This window comes from Actinorectispora metalli (assembly GCF_056323685.1).
The window spans coordinates 199,089-216,588 of sequence record NZ_JBREYE010000002.1 but is presented as its reverse complement, the minus strand read 5'-3'; the positions used below and the strand labels follow the sequence as shown (position 1 = coordinate 216,588).

The 17,500-nt window shown below is 67.8% G+C and carries 10 protein-coding genes; all 10 read left to right on the top strand.

Annotated elements, in window-relative coordinates; all coding sequences use genetic code 11:
* The first annotated feature begins 126 nt into the window (after positions 1-126).
* Positions 127-5,937 (top strand): type I polyketide synthase, encoded by a 5,811-nt coding sequence (locus ACU6XJ_RS21255; protein WP_476314484.1) that lies wholly within the window; start codon positions 127-129, stop codon positions 5,935-5,937.
* Between the two features lie 180 nt (positions 5,938-6,117).
* Positions 6,118-6,672 (top strand): TIGR03086 family metal-binding protein, encoded by a 555-nt coding sequence (locus tag ACU6XJ_RS21250; protein WP_476314481.1) that lies wholly within the window; start codon positions 6,118-6,120, stop codon positions 6,670-6,672.
* A 401-nt stretch (positions 6,673-7,073) separates the two neighbouring features.
* On the top strand, positions 7,074-8,459 hold the full coding sequence (locus ACU6XJ_RS21245) for an FAD-dependent oxidoreductase (protein ID WP_476314478.1): 1,386 nt from the start codon (positions 7,074-7,076) through the stop codon (positions 8,457-8,459).
* 120 nt (positions 8,460-8,579) lie between these two features.
* Complete coding sequence (gene cmdF, locus ACU6XJ_RS21240) at positions 8,580-10,187, top strand: tyrosine 2,3-aminomutase (protein WP_476314475.1); 1,608 nt, start codon at positions 8,580-8,582, stop codon at positions 10,185-10,187.
* Between the two features lie 350 nt (positions 10,188-10,537).
* Positions 10,538-11,359 (top strand): maleylpyruvate isomerase family mycothiol-dependent enzyme, encoded by an 822-nt coding sequence (locus ACU6XJ_RS21235; RefSeq protein WP_476314472.1) that lies wholly within the window; start codon positions 10,538-10,540, stop codon positions 11,357-11,359.
* Positions 11,352-14,456, top strand: coding sequence for a non-ribosomal peptide synthetase (locus ACU6XJ_RS21230; protein ID WP_476314469.1), 3,105 nt, complete (start codon positions 11,352-11,354; stop codon positions 14,454-14,456). Before ACU6XJ_RS21235 ends, ACU6XJ_RS21230 begins: the two co-directional genes overlap by 8 nt.
* A 4-nt stretch (positions 14,457-14,460) precedes the next feature.
* On the top strand, positions 14,461-15,339 hold the full coding sequence (locus ACU6XJ_RS21225) for a phytanoyl-CoA dioxygenase family protein (protein ID WP_476314466.1): 879 nt from the start codon (positions 14,461-14,463) through the stop codon (positions 15,337-15,339).
* A 25-nt stretch (positions 15,340-15,364) separates the two neighbouring features.
* Positions 15,365-15,631, top strand: a complete 267-nt coding sequence (locus ACU6XJ_RS21220) for a phosphopantetheine-binding protein (protein ID WP_476314463.1) — start codon at positions 15,365-15,367, stop codon at positions 15,629-15,631.
* Positions 15,632-15,794: 163 nt separating this feature from the next.
* A complete protein-coding gene (locus ACU6XJ_RS21215; RefSeq protein WP_476314461.1) occupies positions 15,795-16,577 on the top strand; it encodes an FkbM family methyltransferase in 783 nt (260 codons plus the stop codon).
* Complete coding sequence (locus ACU6XJ_RS21210) at positions 16,577-17,407, top strand: SAM-dependent methyltransferase (RefSeq protein WP_476314458.1); 831 nt, start codon at positions 16,577-16,579, stop codon at positions 17,405-17,407. The genes ACU6XJ_RS21215 and ACU6XJ_RS21210 overlap by 1 nt, the downstream gene beginning before the upstream one ends.
* Positions 17,408-17,500 lie beyond the last annotated feature (93 nt).

Sequence of the window (17,500 nt, the reverse complement as noted above, 5' to 3'; positions counted from 1 at the left end):
CTGGCTCGAGCGGCAATACGCGTGTCGCACGCCTGCCATCCAGCTGGACCGGCTCCCGCAAAAGCCGCCAGCACAAAGAAGGGCGTTGCTTGGGGACGGGTGATCACCGAGAATGGGCGGTATACGTTGACTACCAATCGGATCGCGATCATCGGCATCGGACTTCGTTATCCAGACGCCGCAAGTACCGGGGATCTCTGGGAGAATGTCCTGGCAGGCCGCCGCGCTTTCCGGCGCCTGCCGGACCAGCGGATGAACCTGGCGGACTACTACTCCCCCGACCCGGCGGCGCCGGACCGGTTCTACGCCAGCAAAGCGGCCGTGCTGCGCGAATTCGAGTTCGACCGGGTCAAGTACCAGGTCGCCGGCAACACCTATCGGTCGACCGACCTGACACACTGGCTGGCCCTGGACGTCGCGGCGGCGGCGCTGGCCGACGCCGGGTTCACGGACGCCGTCGGTCTCCCCCACCGGACCACCGGGGTGGTGCTGGGCAACAGCCTGACCGGTGAGTTCTCCCGGGCCAACCTGATGCGGCTGCGCTGGCCCTACGTGCGGCGCACCCTGGCTGCCGCGCTGACCGCCAAGGGCTGGGCGGATGACGAGACCCGAACCTTCCTCAGGGACCTGGAACCGGTGTATAAGGCCCCGTTCCCTCCCATCAACGAGGACACGCTGGCCGGTGGGCTCGCCAACACCATCGCCGGGCGCATCTGCAACTACTTCGACCTCGGGGGCGGCGGCTACACCGTCGACGGAGCCTGCTCCTCGTCGTTGCTCTCCATCGCCACCGCGGCCACAGCACTGGTCGATGGTGATCTGGACGTCTGCCTCGCGGGCGGGGTCGACCTGTCGATCGACCCGTTCGAGGTCATCGGCTTCGCGAAGACCGGCGCGCTGGCCACCACCGAGATGAAGATCTACGACAAGGATTCCAACGGATTCTGGCCAGGCGAGGGTTCCGGCGTCGTCGTGCTCATGCGCGAGGAGGACGCCAGGGCCCAGGGTCGGCGGATCTATGCGTCGATCACGGGCTGGGGGATCTCCTCCGATGGCAAGGGCGGCATCACCCGCCCTGAGGCCGACGGCCACCGGCTCGCCATCGACCGGGCCTACGCCAGGGCCGGATACGGGGTGGACACCGTCGCCTACTTCGAGGGCCACGGAACCGGTACGGCGCTCGGGGACGCCACCGAGTTGGAGGTGTTCGCCTCGGTCCGGCGCGACCTCGATCCGCACGTCCGACCGGTTGCGGTCAGCTCGCTCAAGGGCAATATCGGACACACCAAGGCCGCCGCGGGGGTCGGCGGACTGATCAAGGCGGCGCTGTCGGTCCACCACCAGGTCATTCCGCCCGCCACCGGGCACAACCAGCCGCACCCGCTGCTCACCGTCGAGTCCGCTGCCGTGTACGTGCCGCACGAGCCCGAGCTCTGGCCGGTGGACAACCCGATCCGAGCCGGTGTGTCGGCCATGGGATTCGGCGGCATCAACACGCACATCGCGCTCGAGCAGGCACCAGACACCACTCGCCGGGCGACGTTGTCCCTCGATACGACGGTGCCGGTCGACGGTCGGCAGGACGCGGAACTGCTCCTGCTGGACGCGGGCGATCACGCCGGGTTGCGCGAGCGGGTCGCCGGGCTGGTCGAGTTGGTCCCCGCGCTGTCCTTCGCCGAAGTCGCCGACCTGGCTGGAACGCTGGCCGGACAGCTGTCCGGTGGGAGCGTGCGGGCCGCGGTCGTGGTCACCAACCCCGAGGACGCTCTGAGCAAGCTCACCCGGCTGCTCGCCGCACTCGACGCGGGAACCACCCCGCACCTGTTCGCCGCGGACGGGGTGTTCCTCGACCACCGGGTGACCGCCCCGAAGCTCGCCTATCTCTTCCCCGGCCAGGGCTCCGGAAGTGGCGCGGTCGGCGCGATTCGCCGCCGGTTCGCCGCGGCGAGGGCGGTCTTCGAACAGGCCGCCCTGCCCATCGGTGGCGATCAGGTGGCCACCCAGGTGGCACAACCCCGCATCGTCGCCGGTTCGCTGGCCGCGATGCGGGTGCTGCGCACGCTGGGTATCGACGCCACGACGGCGGTCGGGCACAGCCTCGGCGAGCTGACCGCGTTGGCATGGGCAGGTGCTCTCGACGATACGGAGGCGCTACGGCTGGCCAGGGCACGCGGCGAGGTCATGGCCCATGCCAGTCAGGGTGGCGGCGCGATGGCAGGCCTCGCCATCCTCGCCGCGCAGACCGAACCGCTACTCGAAGGCACCTCGGTGGTGATCGCCGGGTACAACGGGCCGACCCAGACGGTGATCGCGGGCGAGGCGGGCGAGGTGGACCGTGTGTGCACCGCGGCCAAGGCAGCGGGTATCACCGCGAACAGGCTCAACGTCTCGCACGCCTTTCACTCCCCGCTGGTCAGGCCCGCTGCCGTGGCGTTGGCTGAGCGCCTCACCGAGTTCACCTTCGATCGGCCCACCCGCGCGATGATGTCCTCGGTGACCGGCGACCTGCTCCCCGCCGACACCGATCTCCGGCGCCACCTGTATGACCAGGTGCTGTTTCCGGTGAACTTCCACGCGGCCGCCGCCAAGGCCGCCGCCGAGGTCGATCTCGCGGTGGAAGTCGGCCCCGGCCGGGTGCTCGCGGGCCTGCTGAAGGAGATCGCACCGAACACACCGGTGCTCTCGGTCGACACCGACAACGCGTCGCTCAGTCCATTGCTGTCCGTCGTGGGGGCGGCGTTCGCTCTCGGGGCCGCGATCGACACCGAGGCGCTGTTCGCGGGCCGGGTGGTGCGACCGCTGCGACTCGACGGTGGTTTCACCTTCCTGTCGAGCCCGTGTGAATCCGTCCCCGACCTCGCGGCCTCGATGACCGAACTCCGGGCTGCCGGCGCGGTCGACACCTCCACCGGGATGACGGACCTCCCCGGCCAGGACGAAGGCGATTCCACCCTCGACCTGATCCGCAGGCTCGTCGCCGAGCGGATGGAGTTGCCGCTCGAGAAGGTCACCGCCGACACCCATCCGCTCGATCACCTTCACCTCAGCTCCATCACGGTCGGCCAGCTGATCAACGATGTCACCCGGTACCTGAACCGTCCCCCTCTGGAGATGACGACCAGCTTCGCGACCGTCACGCTCGGAGAACTGGCCAAGCTGATCGATGAACTGGCCGAAACGGCACAGGAAGGCGGCGGTCAACTCGGCGGCAGGACGGAAGCAGGCGGGGTGGCGGCCTGGGTACGGCCGTTCTCCGTCGACTACCTCCCCGCCCCTCTTCCGGCCGTGGCCGCGGGATCCGGTCCGGCCGGAAGCTGGCAGGTGTTCGCACCGGCAGGCCACCCGCTCGCCGAGCGGCTGGGTGTCGCGCTGGGCGAAGCGGGCATCGGCGACGGCGTCCTGCTGTGTCTGCCGGACAGCGGCGAGCACCACGGTGAACTCATCCTCACCGCAGGCCAGGCGGCTGCGGCCGCAGGCACCCGATTCGTCGTGGTACAGGGCAGGTTCGGGGCTTCCGGTCTGGCCAGGACCGCGCACCTGGAGACGCCGGGGATGCAGACCACCATCGTCACACTGCCCGATCTCACGCCGTCGGCGGTGAACGTCGCGGTGCCGTGGGTGACCGCCGAGGTCGCCGCTACCACGTCATTCAGCGAGGTCCGCTACAACGCCGACGGACAGCGGACGGCGCCGGTGCTCCGCGTGGTACATCCACCCGCGGAGCCGACCGGGGAAACGCCGCTGGAAAGTACCGACGTGCTGCTGGTGACCGGCGGCGCCAAGGGAATCACCGCCGAGTGCGCGCTGGTCATGGCCAAGGACTCGGGTGCACGACTCGCGCTCATCGGCCGGGACGACTCGGGCCAGGACGAGGAGATCGCGGCCAACCTGGCCAGGATGACCGCGGCCGGAGTGGATTACCGCTACGAACGCGCCGACGTGACCGATGCCGACCAGGTGGCCGCAGCGGTGACGCGGTTCCAGGCCAATCTGGGCCCGATCACCGCGGTGATGCACGGCGCGGGCCGCAACGAACCGACAGCGCTGGCCACGCTCACCGCGGAGCGGTTCCACCAGACGGTCGCGGTCAAGGTGGCAGGCCTGCGAAACGTGCTCCAGGCGGTCCAGCAGGACAAGATCAAGCTGTTGGTCACGTTCGGCAGCATCATCGGCCGCGCCGGGCTCCGCGGCGAGGCCCACTACTCGACCGCCAACGACTGGATGTCCGAGCTGACCGTCGAATTCCAGCGGAAACATCCTCGGGCACGGGCGCTGGCACTGGAGTGGTCGGTCTGGTCCGGCGCCGGGATGGGTGAGCGCCTTGGCGTGGTCGAGGCGCTGGTTCGCGAGGGAATCACGCCGATCTCCCTGGACAATGGTCTCGGCATCCTGCGTCAGGTGCTGGCCGATCCCTCGATCGGACCGGTGCTGACGATCACCGGGCGCATGGGTGGTCTGCCGACCCTGCCCGTGGACACGAGTCAGGAGCTACCGCTGAGTCGGTTCGCCGACAAGGTACTGGTGCACTACCCGAACATCGAGCTGATCACCGAGGTGGAACTGTCCTCGGGCAGCGATCCCTACCTGGCCGACCACCAGTTGGACGGCAACCTGCTCTTCCCGGCCGTGGTCGGCATGGAGGCCATGACCCAGGTCGCCACGGCGGTACTCGGCAGGACCGGCGTCCCGCTGCTGGAGGACATGGAGTTCCTGCGGCCGATTTCGATCCGTCCAGGCACCACCACCTCGATACGGCTGGCGGCGCTGGTGCGGGACAGCAAGACGGTGGAGGTGACCATCCGCGCCGAAGACACCGGGTACAGCGCTGACCATTTCCGGGCCACGCTCCGGCTGCCTCAACCGCCGCTGATCGACGATCATTCCGCACGACCGGCTGTCCAGTTGCCTGCCGTGCCGGTCGACCCCGCCGAGCTGTACGGGGAGGTTCTGTTCCAGGGCAAGCGGTTCCAGCGGCTGCTCAGCTACCGAAGGGCGAGCGCTCGTCATGCCGTCGCCGAGCTGTCCACGACCGCACCCGCACCCTGGTTCGCCACCTACCTGCCGCAGGACCAGGTGCTGGCCGACCCTGGCACACGGGACGCGGTGATGCATTCGATCCAGTGCTGCGTTCCCAACGCGACGCTGCTCCCCCGCGGCATCGAGAAGCTGTACCTCACCGCACCATCCACACAGGACACCCCGTTCGTGATCATGGATGCGCGGGAACGCACACAGGACGGTGACGACTACACCTACGACGTCGATGTGCTCCATCCTTCCGGTCACGTGATCGAACGCTGGGAGGGTCTGACCTTGCGGGCGGTGCGGCCGAGGGATGCGTCCGGGCCGTGGGCACCGGCACTCCTCGGGTCCTATATCGAGCGGTCGGTGGAAAGAGAGCTCGGTGGCCGTCGGGCAGTTGTGGTCGAGCCCGATCCGGTGGATGGGCACAACTCCGAGGACCGACGGAGGCAAACCGAGCTCGCCGCGAGCCGCGCCCTTGGCGGTCCGGTGGTGGTGCGATACCGCCCGGACGGAAAGCCGGAGGTGGACGGCGTCGCGATCTCGGCTTCGCACGGAGCGGGCGTCACGCTGGTGGTGGCAGGCACCGACGGGCTGGGCTGCGATGTCGAGGCCGTCGAGCCGCGGGCCGCGGAGGACTGGGATGCCCTGCTGGGAGACGGTCTCCGCGACGTCCGCGACCTGGTCGCCGCGGATTCCGGGGAAAACTCCGACCTGGCCGCCACTCGGGTCTGGTGTGCGGTGGAGTGCCTGCGCAAGGCGGGTTCCGTATCGCGGATGCTCACCGTTGAGAAGGTGGGGAGCGAAGGCTGGGTCGTGCTGTCGGCCGGAGACGCCCGGATCGCCACTTGGGCCACCACGATCAGTGGTCTGTCCAACCCCGTGGTATTCGCAATCCTGTCAGCAGACCGCTGACCGGCAACGAAAACTCATCGGACCCTCCCGGCCGTTCGCCACGGTTGGAAGGGTCCGATGAGTTTCCTCGCGACATCGAGTCTCACTATGTGGCGTGATACCCAAAACCCCTCTGGAGGACAGGTGTCCCACAGCCACGGAACACACGGCGCGCGGGCGGCACAGCTCGGAGGACTGAGTGTGCTGAACAGGGCGGCGGACTACGCCCTGGCCTGCGTCCAGCCGGTCACTCCGGAGACCATGCCGCGGCCGACACCCTGCACCCGGTGGACCCTCCAGGAACTGCTGGCGCACATGAACGACTCGCTGGCAACGCTGCATGAGGCGATCGACTCAGGTCTGCTGGACCCCCATTGCCCTGCGGAGACCGCCCGCCCGATCACCGAGCTGGTGCCCACTTTCCGCCACCGGCTCCGTCTGTTGCGAGAGGCGGTGGCCAGGCCGCCGCGGCACGCCACCGTCGACATGATCGGCGCGGCGGTGACCACCGGCGTCGTGGCCGCGACCGGTGCGCTGGAGGTGGCTGTACACGGTTGGGATGTCGCCGTCAGCTGCGGACAGCCGCTTGAGATGCCAGCCACGATGGCCGACGAACTGCTGGATCTGGCGCATGTGCTGGTCTCCACGCCGGATCGGAATGTCCGGTTCGGCCCGCCGGTCGAGGTATCCCCGTCGGCGAATGCCGGGGAGCGGCTCGTCGCCTTCCTGGGTCGCGTACCTCCGTCAGCACGCTGAGGGAATCACCGTCGGTGTTGCGAACAATGTGGTGGCCCGAGATCAAACCCGGCGTCGATGTTTATTCCGTGGTGCACGTGCGGCGGAACCGCAAGCAATGTCAGTTCAGCTGAAAAGTTGCGATGCTTCCGGTCCGGAATCCAAATGGGCATCTTCTCAATTGCTACTCATCCCGCCGTCTGTTGTCGCTGAGCAATCCAGGAGATGTTCACCCGCGCGGCGAATGCAACGATGAACCGGATAGTCATTCGAGCGGAATGCCGATGCCTTTGCCGAGAAATACCCGGTGAGCCGGTCAGTATCCGCGGAGCGAAGGCTACTGGCCGATCTCCGCTTACCAGAACCACCAAGAACGTGACGGAACCTGTCCGGGGAAGCGACACGCGAGGGAGCGCCGAACGATGGCGAACGCTGCTGGGGATCGTGCGGTGGTCCTGGGTGCCGGTATGGCAGGCCTACTCACAACGAGAGTGTTGTCCGAGTTCTACCGCGAAGTGATAATTGTCGAACGCGACGCGCTGACCGAGGCCGCCGACCATCGGCCCGGTGTGCCGCACGGCCGACACGCACATGCCCTGCTGGCCAAGGGTCAGCTCATTCTCGAGGACCTTTTCCCAGGACTGGCCGCCGAATTACACGAAGACGGCATCCCGTCCGGTGATCTGGCGGGCAATCTGCGCTGGTACTTCCAAGGCAGGCGGCTGCAACAACCCCGTACCGGGCTGCTGAGCATATCGGCCACCCGCCCGGTACTCGAGGCACACGTGAGGGCGCGGGTACTCGCGTTGCCGAACGTGACGCTGATGGACCGCCACCACGTACTCGGTCTGCTGACCACGGCGGACAACAGCCGGATCACCGGGGTGCGCGTCTCGGCGGAGCACGAAGAGGCCGAATCCCGCCTGACGTGCGACCTGGTGGTCGACGCCACCGGCCGGGGTTCGCGTACACCGGTCTGGTTGGACGAGATGGGCTATGGCAGGCCGGTCGAGGAACGGGTGAAGATCGGCCTGACGTACGCCACCCGGCACTATCGGCTCGCCGATGACCCCTACGGGAGCGACCTGTCCATCAACCCGGTCGGCTCCCCGGACAATCCCCGTGGTGCGTTCTTCCCCAAGCTCGCCGATGGAAGTTCGATGTTGTCGATGACCGGCATTCTCGGCGACCAGCCACCGACCGACCATGAGGGCTTCGAGGCGTTCGCCAAGTCGCTTGCCGCACCGGAGATCTACGAGGCGATCCGGGCCGCGGAGCCACTGGACAATCCGGTTGTTTTCCGGTTTCCGGCCAGCATCCGCAGGCGATACGAGCGGATGACCCGCTTTCCGGACGGGCTCCTGGTGATCGGTGATGGGGTGTGCAGCTTCAATCCCGTCTATGGCCAGGGCATGACAGTCGCGGCGCTGGAGGCGGTGGCACTGCGGGAACTGCTCGACGACGCCTCAGCCATCCGGCCCGCCCGGTTCTTCCGCAGGATCGCCACCGTGGTCAATGCGCCCTGGGACATCTCGGCGGGAGGCGATCTCAGTTATCCCGGTGTGCAGGGGAACAGAACGTTGAAGGTCAAGCTGGGCAACGCCTACATATCTCGACTGCATGCCGCCGCCGCCGACGATCCAGCGGTGACGGCGGCATTCTTCCGGGTGGCCGGGCTCGTCGACCCGCCGCAGGCCCTGATGCGACCCGGGCTGATGGCGCGAGTGTTCCGGCACGCCATGAGCACCCGGGGTCGGACGGCAGGCATGCCGTACCCGAGCAAGGACGTCAGTACGACGACCAGCTGAATCACTTTCCAGTTCTGCACCATTTCTGGGGACGAGTCCGGCGCAGCGGAACTCGACATCGCACTGGGGGAACTTTCCTCCGCCCGGTCATACTTTTTCCACCGATTTGGAGTGAAAGAAATGCCCCTTGTGGAGCACGCGCCGTCCGTCCAGTTCGACGGCGAAAGCCTGGGCATCGAACAGGTCCGGCAGGTAGCAGAGGAGAACGCGGCCTGCGTGGTAGCGCCCGCCGCGCTGCACAAGGCAGCGGAGAGCCGAAAGCTCTTCGAAGAGGTCGTCCACAATGGAATCCCGGTTTACGGTGTCACCACCGGGTACGGGGAAATGATCTACATGCTGGTCAGCACCGCCAAGGAGGTGGAGCTGCAGACAAACCTGGTCCGCAGCCATGCCGCAGGGGTGGGCCCCCTGTTCAGTGAGGCCGAGGCAAGGTCGATCGTCGCCGCGCGACTGAACTCGCTGGCCAAGGGATACTCCGCTGTTCGCACCGAAGTACTGGAACGGCTGACGCTCTTCCTCAACAAGGGGATCACGCCTGCGATCCCGGAGATCGGCTCACTGGGGGCGAGCGGTGACCTGGCCCCGCTCTCGCACGTCGCCTGCACGCTGATCGGCGAGGGCTATGTGCTCCGTGACGGCCAAGCGGTGCCGACGAGCACCGTGTTCCGGCAGCACGGTATCCAGCCGCTGGAGCTGCGGTTCAAGGAAGGCCTGTCACTGATCAACGGCACCTCCGGGATGACGGGCGTCGGCTCACTGGTGGCGAGCAGAGCGCTCGACCAGGTGCGGCAGGCCGAGATCGTGACCGGCCTCGTGCTGGAGACGATGCAGGCGTCGGCGGCGCCATTCCAGCCGGAGGGGCACGACATCGCCAAACCGCATCCCGGCCAAATCAGCACGGCGGCCAACCTCCGCCGGCTGATGGGAGGTAGCCAGGCACTCAAGCAACACGCCGAACTGCGCACCGAATTGGCCAACTACACGCCGGACAGCGATGACGTGCAACGGACCAAGGTGTATCTGCAGAAGGCCTACTCCATGCGCTCGATTCCTCAGGTACTCGGCGCGGTCAGGGACACCATCAGCCACACGGCCAGGGTGCTGGAGATCGAACTCAACTCGGCCAACGACAACCCGCTGTTCTTCGAAGGCAAGGAGGTTTTTCACGGGGCCAACTTCCACGGCCAGCCGGTGGCATTCGCGATGGATTTCCTGACGATCGCCCTGACCCAGCTCGGGGTGCTCTCCGAACGCCGCACCAACCGGATGCTGAACCGGCATCTGAGCAACGGCCTCCCGGAGTTCCTGGTCACCGGGGACCCCGGTCTGAACAGCGGGCTGGCGGGGGCCCAGTACCCGGCGACGGCGCTGGTCGCGGAGAACCGCACCATCGGCCCGGCGAGTACGCAGAGCGTGCCGTCCAATGGCGACAACCAGGACATCGTGAGCATGGGCCTGATCTCGGCTCGCAACGCCCGCCGGGTACTGCAGAACAACAACGTGATTCTGGCGGTGGAGTTCATCGCCGCGGCCCAGGCGGTGGACATCTCGCGGCGGTACTCAATGCTCGGCGACAGCGCCAAGGCGACCTACGACGCGATTCGCGAACTGGTCCCGTCGCTGGACCGCGACCGGTACATGTCCGACGACATCCAGCGCATCGCCGCGGCCATCTCGGACGGTGTGTTCCTGGACGCCATTCGATCCGCGGACATCGAGCTGTGCTGAACGACATCGGGGCCGGGTACTCACCAGCCCCGGCTCTGACAAAAGCGGACTTCGCCAGGACAGTCGAATGAGCACCGTATCGATTGGCAGGTTTTATCTCAGGGAGAAATGTATGGCTCCCCATCCAACCATTGCCAAGAATTCGGGTCCGCCCTAAGTGATCTTGCTGAGTACCCATCGGTGCCAGGGTGCTCAGCAGCCTGCGGGCGCAACGAGTGTCCTGGCGGACTCGCGCGGGTCGCTCCTCGGCACGAACGGAGATGTCTTCTCAGCACCGCTGCGACAGGCTGAGAACACCGCGTTCATTCGGCGGGAGCTTGGGACGAAACTCCGGCCGGAAGGGAGAAATCGTGACGAACTCACAGATCGCGGTCTCCGATTTGGTCGCCGAGCAGGAGGATCTCGACAAAGTCCTGGCCGGATTGCACACCGCTCAATGGTCGTTGCTCAGCCCGGAACCCGGCTGGACCGTTGCGCATCAGGTGGCTCATCTGACCACCACATTCCGGCGGATCACGATAAGCGCGGCGCGACCGAGGGAATTCAGCGGGCTTATCGCGGACCAACCGATCGGTCAGACACTGCCTGCCTTCGTCGACGAACCGCCCGGGGTGACGCTGTACCGCTGGAGACGGACGTGTCACGACCTGGCGGCAGCACTCGCCACGGTCCGGCCGGAACGGTTGCTGCCCTGGCTGCCCCGGCCGCTACCTCAGCTGATCATCACGGTCATGGGCATGGCGGAGCTGTTCGCCCACGGCCAGGACATCTGCGACGCGGTGGGCATCTCACCGATCAGAACGGACCGGGTCCGGCACGTCGTCGGTCAGGCGGTGCGGAACTGGTCACTGGGTTGCCGGGCACGGAGCCTGCCGGTACCCGACGCCCAGTTCAGGTTCGAACTCATCTCGCCATCAGGTGCTCTGTGGACGTTCGGTCCGGCCGACAGCTCGCAGCTGGTGAGTGGCCCGGCGGTCGACTTCTGTCTGCTCACCACCCGGCGCCGGTCGCCGGATGACCTCTCCCTGAGTGTGTCCGGCACCCAGGCCCGGCAGTGGCTGGACATCGCGCAGGCCAACTGGGGGCCGACAGGGCTCGGGGACACATCCGATCACGTCACTCACGGTCGCGGACGCCGAGTCGCGGGCATGGGAGAACAGCGCCGTGGATGATCTGGCCCTCGACCCGGCAATGACCGTCGCGAGCGACCCCTCCGCCGCTCAGCGGTCGCTGTGGCTGCTGAACGAGTTGGACCCGACGTCCCGCGCACACACGATCCGCCGCGTCTATCACGTCACCGGCCACCTCGATCCCGCCGCGCTGCGTGACGCGTGGCTGGCCACCGTGCGCAGGTACCCGGTGCTGCGCACCGTCTTCACCGAACGACAGGGCCATCCGGTGTCCGCCATCGCACCGGATGGGTTCACCTGGGGCCGGGTGCGGGTGGCACCAGGACAGGACGCGCGGGCGAAGGCCCGCCGGATGGCGCGGTTCTGGGCCGCGATCCCGGTCGATCCGACTCAGGGCCCGCTGGCCAGGCTGCTGGTACTGAGGATGGCCGACGGCGAGCACCTGGTGGTGGCCGCGGCGCACCGGATGATCGCCGACGACCGGTCGATGTCACAGCTGTTCGACGAGTTGGCCCGCGCGATGAACCGCACCCCTGCCCGGCGGACGCTGTCGATCGGCTTCGCAAGCCATGCCGCGAGGGAACACGCGTGGACCGCGACCCCGGACTATCGCAGGCAGTTGGCGTGGTGGACCGGGCAGTTGACCCCGCTGTCCCCCGCGTTGAACCTCCCGGCGCACCGGCGTAGGCCGAGCGGGCCGTCGGCGGCCATGGGCGAGATACCCCTGCACTGGGGTGAAGCCTTCGGCCACCGGCTGCGGTCGGCGGCCACCGCGGCGGGCTGCACCCCGTCGGATGTGGTGCTCACCGGGTACATCGCGCTGCTGCACCGCTACGACCCGCGGCATCAGGTGAGCATCGGGCTCCCTGTGTCCACCAGGATCGGCCCCGAGACACGGGACGCCATCGGCCCGATGACCAATCTGGTGGTACTGCGCGCCGACCTGACCGGTGCTCCCACCTTCGGCGAACTGCTGGTCAGGGTGACGCGAGGCAAGGCAGCGGCGCTGAGGCACCGGCGGGTGCCGTTCAGCGACGTGGTCCGGGCCGTCAATCCGCCGCGGGACCCCCGCAGGCTGCCGCTGTGTGACGCGGTTTTCGTGGTGGGCGAGCCTGCCAAGCCCGAACTGCCGCTGGGCACGGCCACCGGGGTACTCGAGCCGGTCGACCTCTCCGGGACAGCCAGCGGTGCTGACCTCGCGCTCACGGTCGACGACGCAGGCGCAATCGGGTCGTGCGTGCTGTCCTACCGGACCGGGTTGTTCGACCGACCGGGCGCGCAACGGATCCTCGATCAGCTACACACGCTGCTGAATGTCGCGGTGGCCGCTCCGACCACACCGGTGACGGGTCTGCCGCTGGAACCCGCGGTACAGCTCGACGCCGCCACGGCGGCCGCGGATCTGATCGAGGCGGCCGACCCGCCGACCCACACGGTCGCCGACGTCGTGCGCAGGAACGCCGGGCTGCGTCCGGACGCGGCTGCCGTGGACTGGCAGGGTGCGATCCTCTCCTACCGCGAACTGGACGCGATCGGCGACGCGATCGCCCATGCGCTGTGCGCCATGGGCGCGACCGGCAGACCGGTCGTGGTGCGCATGCCCAAGGGGCCCCGGCAGATCGCCGCGCTGCTCGGCGTCTTCCGCGCGGGCGCACACCTGGTGTGGGCAGGCACCGATGATGGCGGTGTGCGCGCTTCGATCCTGGCGCACCGGCTACGGCCCTGCTGTCTCCTCGTGGACCGCGGTGACCGGCCTGCTTGGTGGCAGGGTCCGGTGCTCGACGTCGCGACGCTCTCCTCGCCACCGGTGCCCGCGCCACCGCTGCCGCAGGTCGACCTCGACCACCCCGCCTATCTCGCGTTCACCTCGGGATCGACCGGAACCCCCAAGGAAATCGTGCAGAGCCACGCCGCACTGGCCCAGTTCACCGGCTGGATGGCGAAGGAGTTCGAGCTGGGGCCCGGCAGCCGGATCGCCCAGTGGGTGTCCCCGGAGCACGACCCCGCCCTGTGCGAGGTGTTCGCCACGCTCGTCGGTGGGGCGCTGCTGTGCCCCGTGCCGGACGAGGTGCGCCTGCACCCGGAGCGGCTGACGGGCTGGCTGAGCACGCAACGGATCGAGGTGATCCAGACGGTGCCCAGCTTCGCCAGAGAACTGCTCGGGGCGCAGGCCGTCCGGCCGCCCGCCCTGCGGTGCCTGCTGTTGATGGGCGAGGCGGTGCCCGGCGAACTGGTCGATCGGCTGCGCGAGAGGCTGCCCGGCACCAGGGTGATCAACGTCTACGGTCCGACGGAGACGATCGCCGCGACCTGGCACGAGATCACCAGGCCGGGCGAAGCGACGGTGCCGATCGGCCGGTCCATTCCCGGCCGCCAGGTGCTGGTGCTCGATGAGGACGACAGGCCGTGCCCCGCCGGAGTCACCGGCGAGATCGTCATCCGCAGCCCGTATGTCACCCCCGGTGCGGGCGGCATCCGCTTGTACCGCACCGGTGACCTGGGACGCGGGCGGTGGGATGGGCTGCTGGAATTCCAGGGTCGCCGAGATTTCCAGGTCAAGCTACTGGGCAACCGGATCGAGCTGACTGAGCTGGAGGCGGCGTTGGCCGCCCATCCGACGGTGAAGGAGTGCGCCGCCGTCGCCCTGACCGATCCTGACGGGCTCACCAGCGGACTCGCCCTGTACGTCGTGCCGCATGAGGTGCCCACCGACACGGCGGTGGCAATGGCGGGCTGGCGGGCCCGGTTGCGCGGGCGGTTCGGCGCGCTGCCGCTGCCCGCGGTGTTCACGATCGTCCCATCGGGCCTGCCACGCACCGTGGTCGGCAAGGTAGATCGCCGCAGGTTACCCCCGCCGCGCCCACCACGGGCAGGCACTCGCCGCGCGGCGACGTTGCTGGAACAGCAACTGATCGCGATCTGGTCGCAGCTGCTGGGCACCGACCCGATCGAGCCAACCGACACCTTCTTCGGAGCAGGCGGGCACTCCCTGCTGCTCCCCCAGCTCAGCGAACTGATCGCTGATCGAATCGGCGTCCGCCTCCCGCTGTGGTCCTACGCAACCGATCCCACAGTGCGGGAGCTCGCCGTGCTGCTTGCGGGCAGCGACACAGGAAACCGACTCCGAGAGGAGGACTGACCCCATGGTTCACCTGATCACCGTGCGTCCCACGACGGAACTCGAACCCGTCGTGGACATCCTCGAACGCGATGGCGCGATCATCATCGAGGATTTCGTGGACGCCACAACGCTCCGCGGCCTGTGGGACGACCTCGGCCCGGCGTTGGACGCCGCGGGCCACTGCAGCAAGGGCTACGACGGGCACCGCACCCGGCGGATCTCCTCACTGCTGGCCAGAACCGATCATCTGGTCCCGGTCATCACCCATCCGCTCTACCTCGGTGCGGCCCGCAAGCTCCTGCAACAACCGGGACACATGTGGGTTGGCCGATCCCGCATCGAGGTCACGCCGAACATCCAGCTCAGTGCGACCCAGGCCATCCAGATCGACCCCAAGCAGGGCAAGCAGCCGCTGCACCGGGACGACGCGCTGCACCTGCGTCAGCATCCCGGCCCGCCGAGCCGGTTGCAGCTGATGCTGGCGTTGACCGACTTCACCCAGGAGAACGGCGCGACGCTCGTCATTCCCGGCAGCCACCACTGGGACGACGAGACGCCACCCCGGTACGACGGGACCACGCCTGCCGCGATGCCGGCGGGCTCCGCGCTGCTCTGGCAGGGCGGCGTCTTCCACGGCGGCGGGGCCAACACGACCGACCGACCCCGGGTGAGCCTGACCGTGTCACTGGATCTCGGCAACCTCCGTCAGGAGGAGAACCAGTATCTGGCCGTGCCACGGGAGAAGGTCCTGACCTACCCCGAAGAGCTGCGCCGCCTGCTCGGGTACGACCAGTGCCCGCCGGGCGTCGGCTGGTTCGAGATGCAGGACCCGCAGCTGGCACTGATCCACGACGACCTCGAACAGGCCCGCTCCGCCGCAGCCGCGGCAGCACAGGGCTGATCCATACCGAACAGGAGGAACACAGATGACCCGCGAGCAACCCGTCGTTGCGGAAGAACGCATCGCACAGATCTGGAGGGAAGTGCTCGGCGCTCCGGACGCACCGCCCGAGGCGACCTTCTTCGAGCTGCGCGGACAGTCCATCTCGGCGGTCCGGATCGCGGCCCGGATCGAGGAGGAGGTCGGCGTCGACGTGGACATGGGTGACCTGTTCGAGGACCCCGACCTGACGACCTTCATCCGGGATGTGCTGGCCAAGGCGCGAGCGACCGCTGACAGCGGGCGGGCCTAGATCTTCGATGCGGTGACGATCATGTGAACCGGGCCGGTGCCACCGTGCGGCAGGAGGGTGTCCCTGATTCATCCATGACGAAGGACCTGCACACCCTCCTGACTTCACGGGTGCATCGATCAGCCAGTCCGTCCATCGGGGAACATCGACCAAGGAGATGAGAATGGCCCTGCTGCGGCGTCGCCTGCCGAGCGGCGAGGAGATCACGCTGGTCGATCCCGGCGAGACGGCCCTGCTGTACCGGGAGGTGTTCGACGATCGCACCTACCTGCGGCCGGGCTTCCCCTCATCGGCGCCCAGCGTGATCGTGGACGTGGGGGCCAACATCGGACTGGCCTCCCTGCTGTTCAAACAGTGCTTCCCCGAGGCACACATCATTGCCGTCGAACCCGCCCCCGAGACCTATCTCGCGCTGCGGGAGAACTTCGCCAGGCACATCCCGGACGGGGCGACCCACAACCTGGCGGTGACCGGTACCGACGGGATGGCGCACTTCGGTTACTACCCGAAGGCGCCTGCCGAGTCCGGTTTCTACACCGACCAGGACGGTGACAGCGCGCTGGCCACCGAAGTCCTGGTTCGTACCGGTTTCCCCGAACTCGAGGCTGAACGATTCGCCAGGGCCCGGCACCGGCTGACCACCGTGCGATGCCGGACCGTCACGCTCTCCACGCTGATCCGCCAGGCGGGAATCACCCACATCGACCTGCTCAAGATCGATGTGGAGAAGAGCGAACTGGACGTGCTGGCCGGTATCGAGGACGCGGACTGGGATCGGATCGGCCACCTCGTGGTGGAGGTGCACGATATCGACGATCGACTGGCCGTCGTCCTCGACCTGTTGCGGCGCAGGGGATTGCGGACCCAACCCACCCAGGACGCCCGGCTCAGCGGCACCGGAATCCACCTGATCTTCGCATCGAGAGATCCTGGAGCAGCGATCTGATGGCAAGACAACACTTCGCCCCCAGCGATATCGGCGACATGTACGACGAGCACTCCCGGATAGCGGCGGCGTTCCGCGACGGCCAGTCACACATGGCGTACTGGTACGACGACGAGGACCCGGTACCGCTGACCGAGGCGGTACACCGGCTTACCACGAAGGTCACCGACACCCTCGGACTGCGTGGAGGGGAGACCGTGCTGGACGCGGGCTGCGGTCCCGGGGAGACGTCGGTATACCTGGCCACTCACTGGGGCGCGCGGGTCACCGGCGTCACGATCAGCGCGTTCGAGGTTGAAGCCGGACGGCGCAGGGCGGAGGCGGCCGGGGTGGGCGACCTGGCGCGGTTCCAGCACGGCGACTACTCCCAGTTGCCCTTCGCGGATGGGACCTTCGACGCCGTGCTGGCGATGGAATCGCTGCTGTTCGCCCCCGATCTGACCCAGGTGCTCGGCGAGCTGTACCGGGTGTTGCGGCCGGGCGGCAGGCTGTCCATCTCGGATATCAGCCTGGAATCCACGGCCGAGCCGGAACGCGTCGAACGGTTCGCCGCCGCGGTGAAACTGAATGTGCTGATGCCGCTGCCGGAATGGCTCGTCCAGCTCAAAGACGCCGGATTCCGGGTCGAGGAGTTCACCCAGTGCGGACCACGGACGTTCGGTCGTAAAGCAAAACTGATCAAGGCCTCGATGCAGCGCCGCACCGAAATGGCCGCCCAGTTCGGCGAGGAGGCGGTCGCCAAGTTCTCCAGCGAGCAACAGGGCGTCTTCCTGCCCCGCCGGGACCAGATCGGGTACATCATCATCGCCGCGGCCAAGCCCCGCCACTGACGGATGAGCCGTACGGTCCCACCTGCCTCGGCCGGACGGCTGTGCGGTACCGTGTGGCACGTCACTGTCCGGGGGGATGCGGCGGTGGCCGAC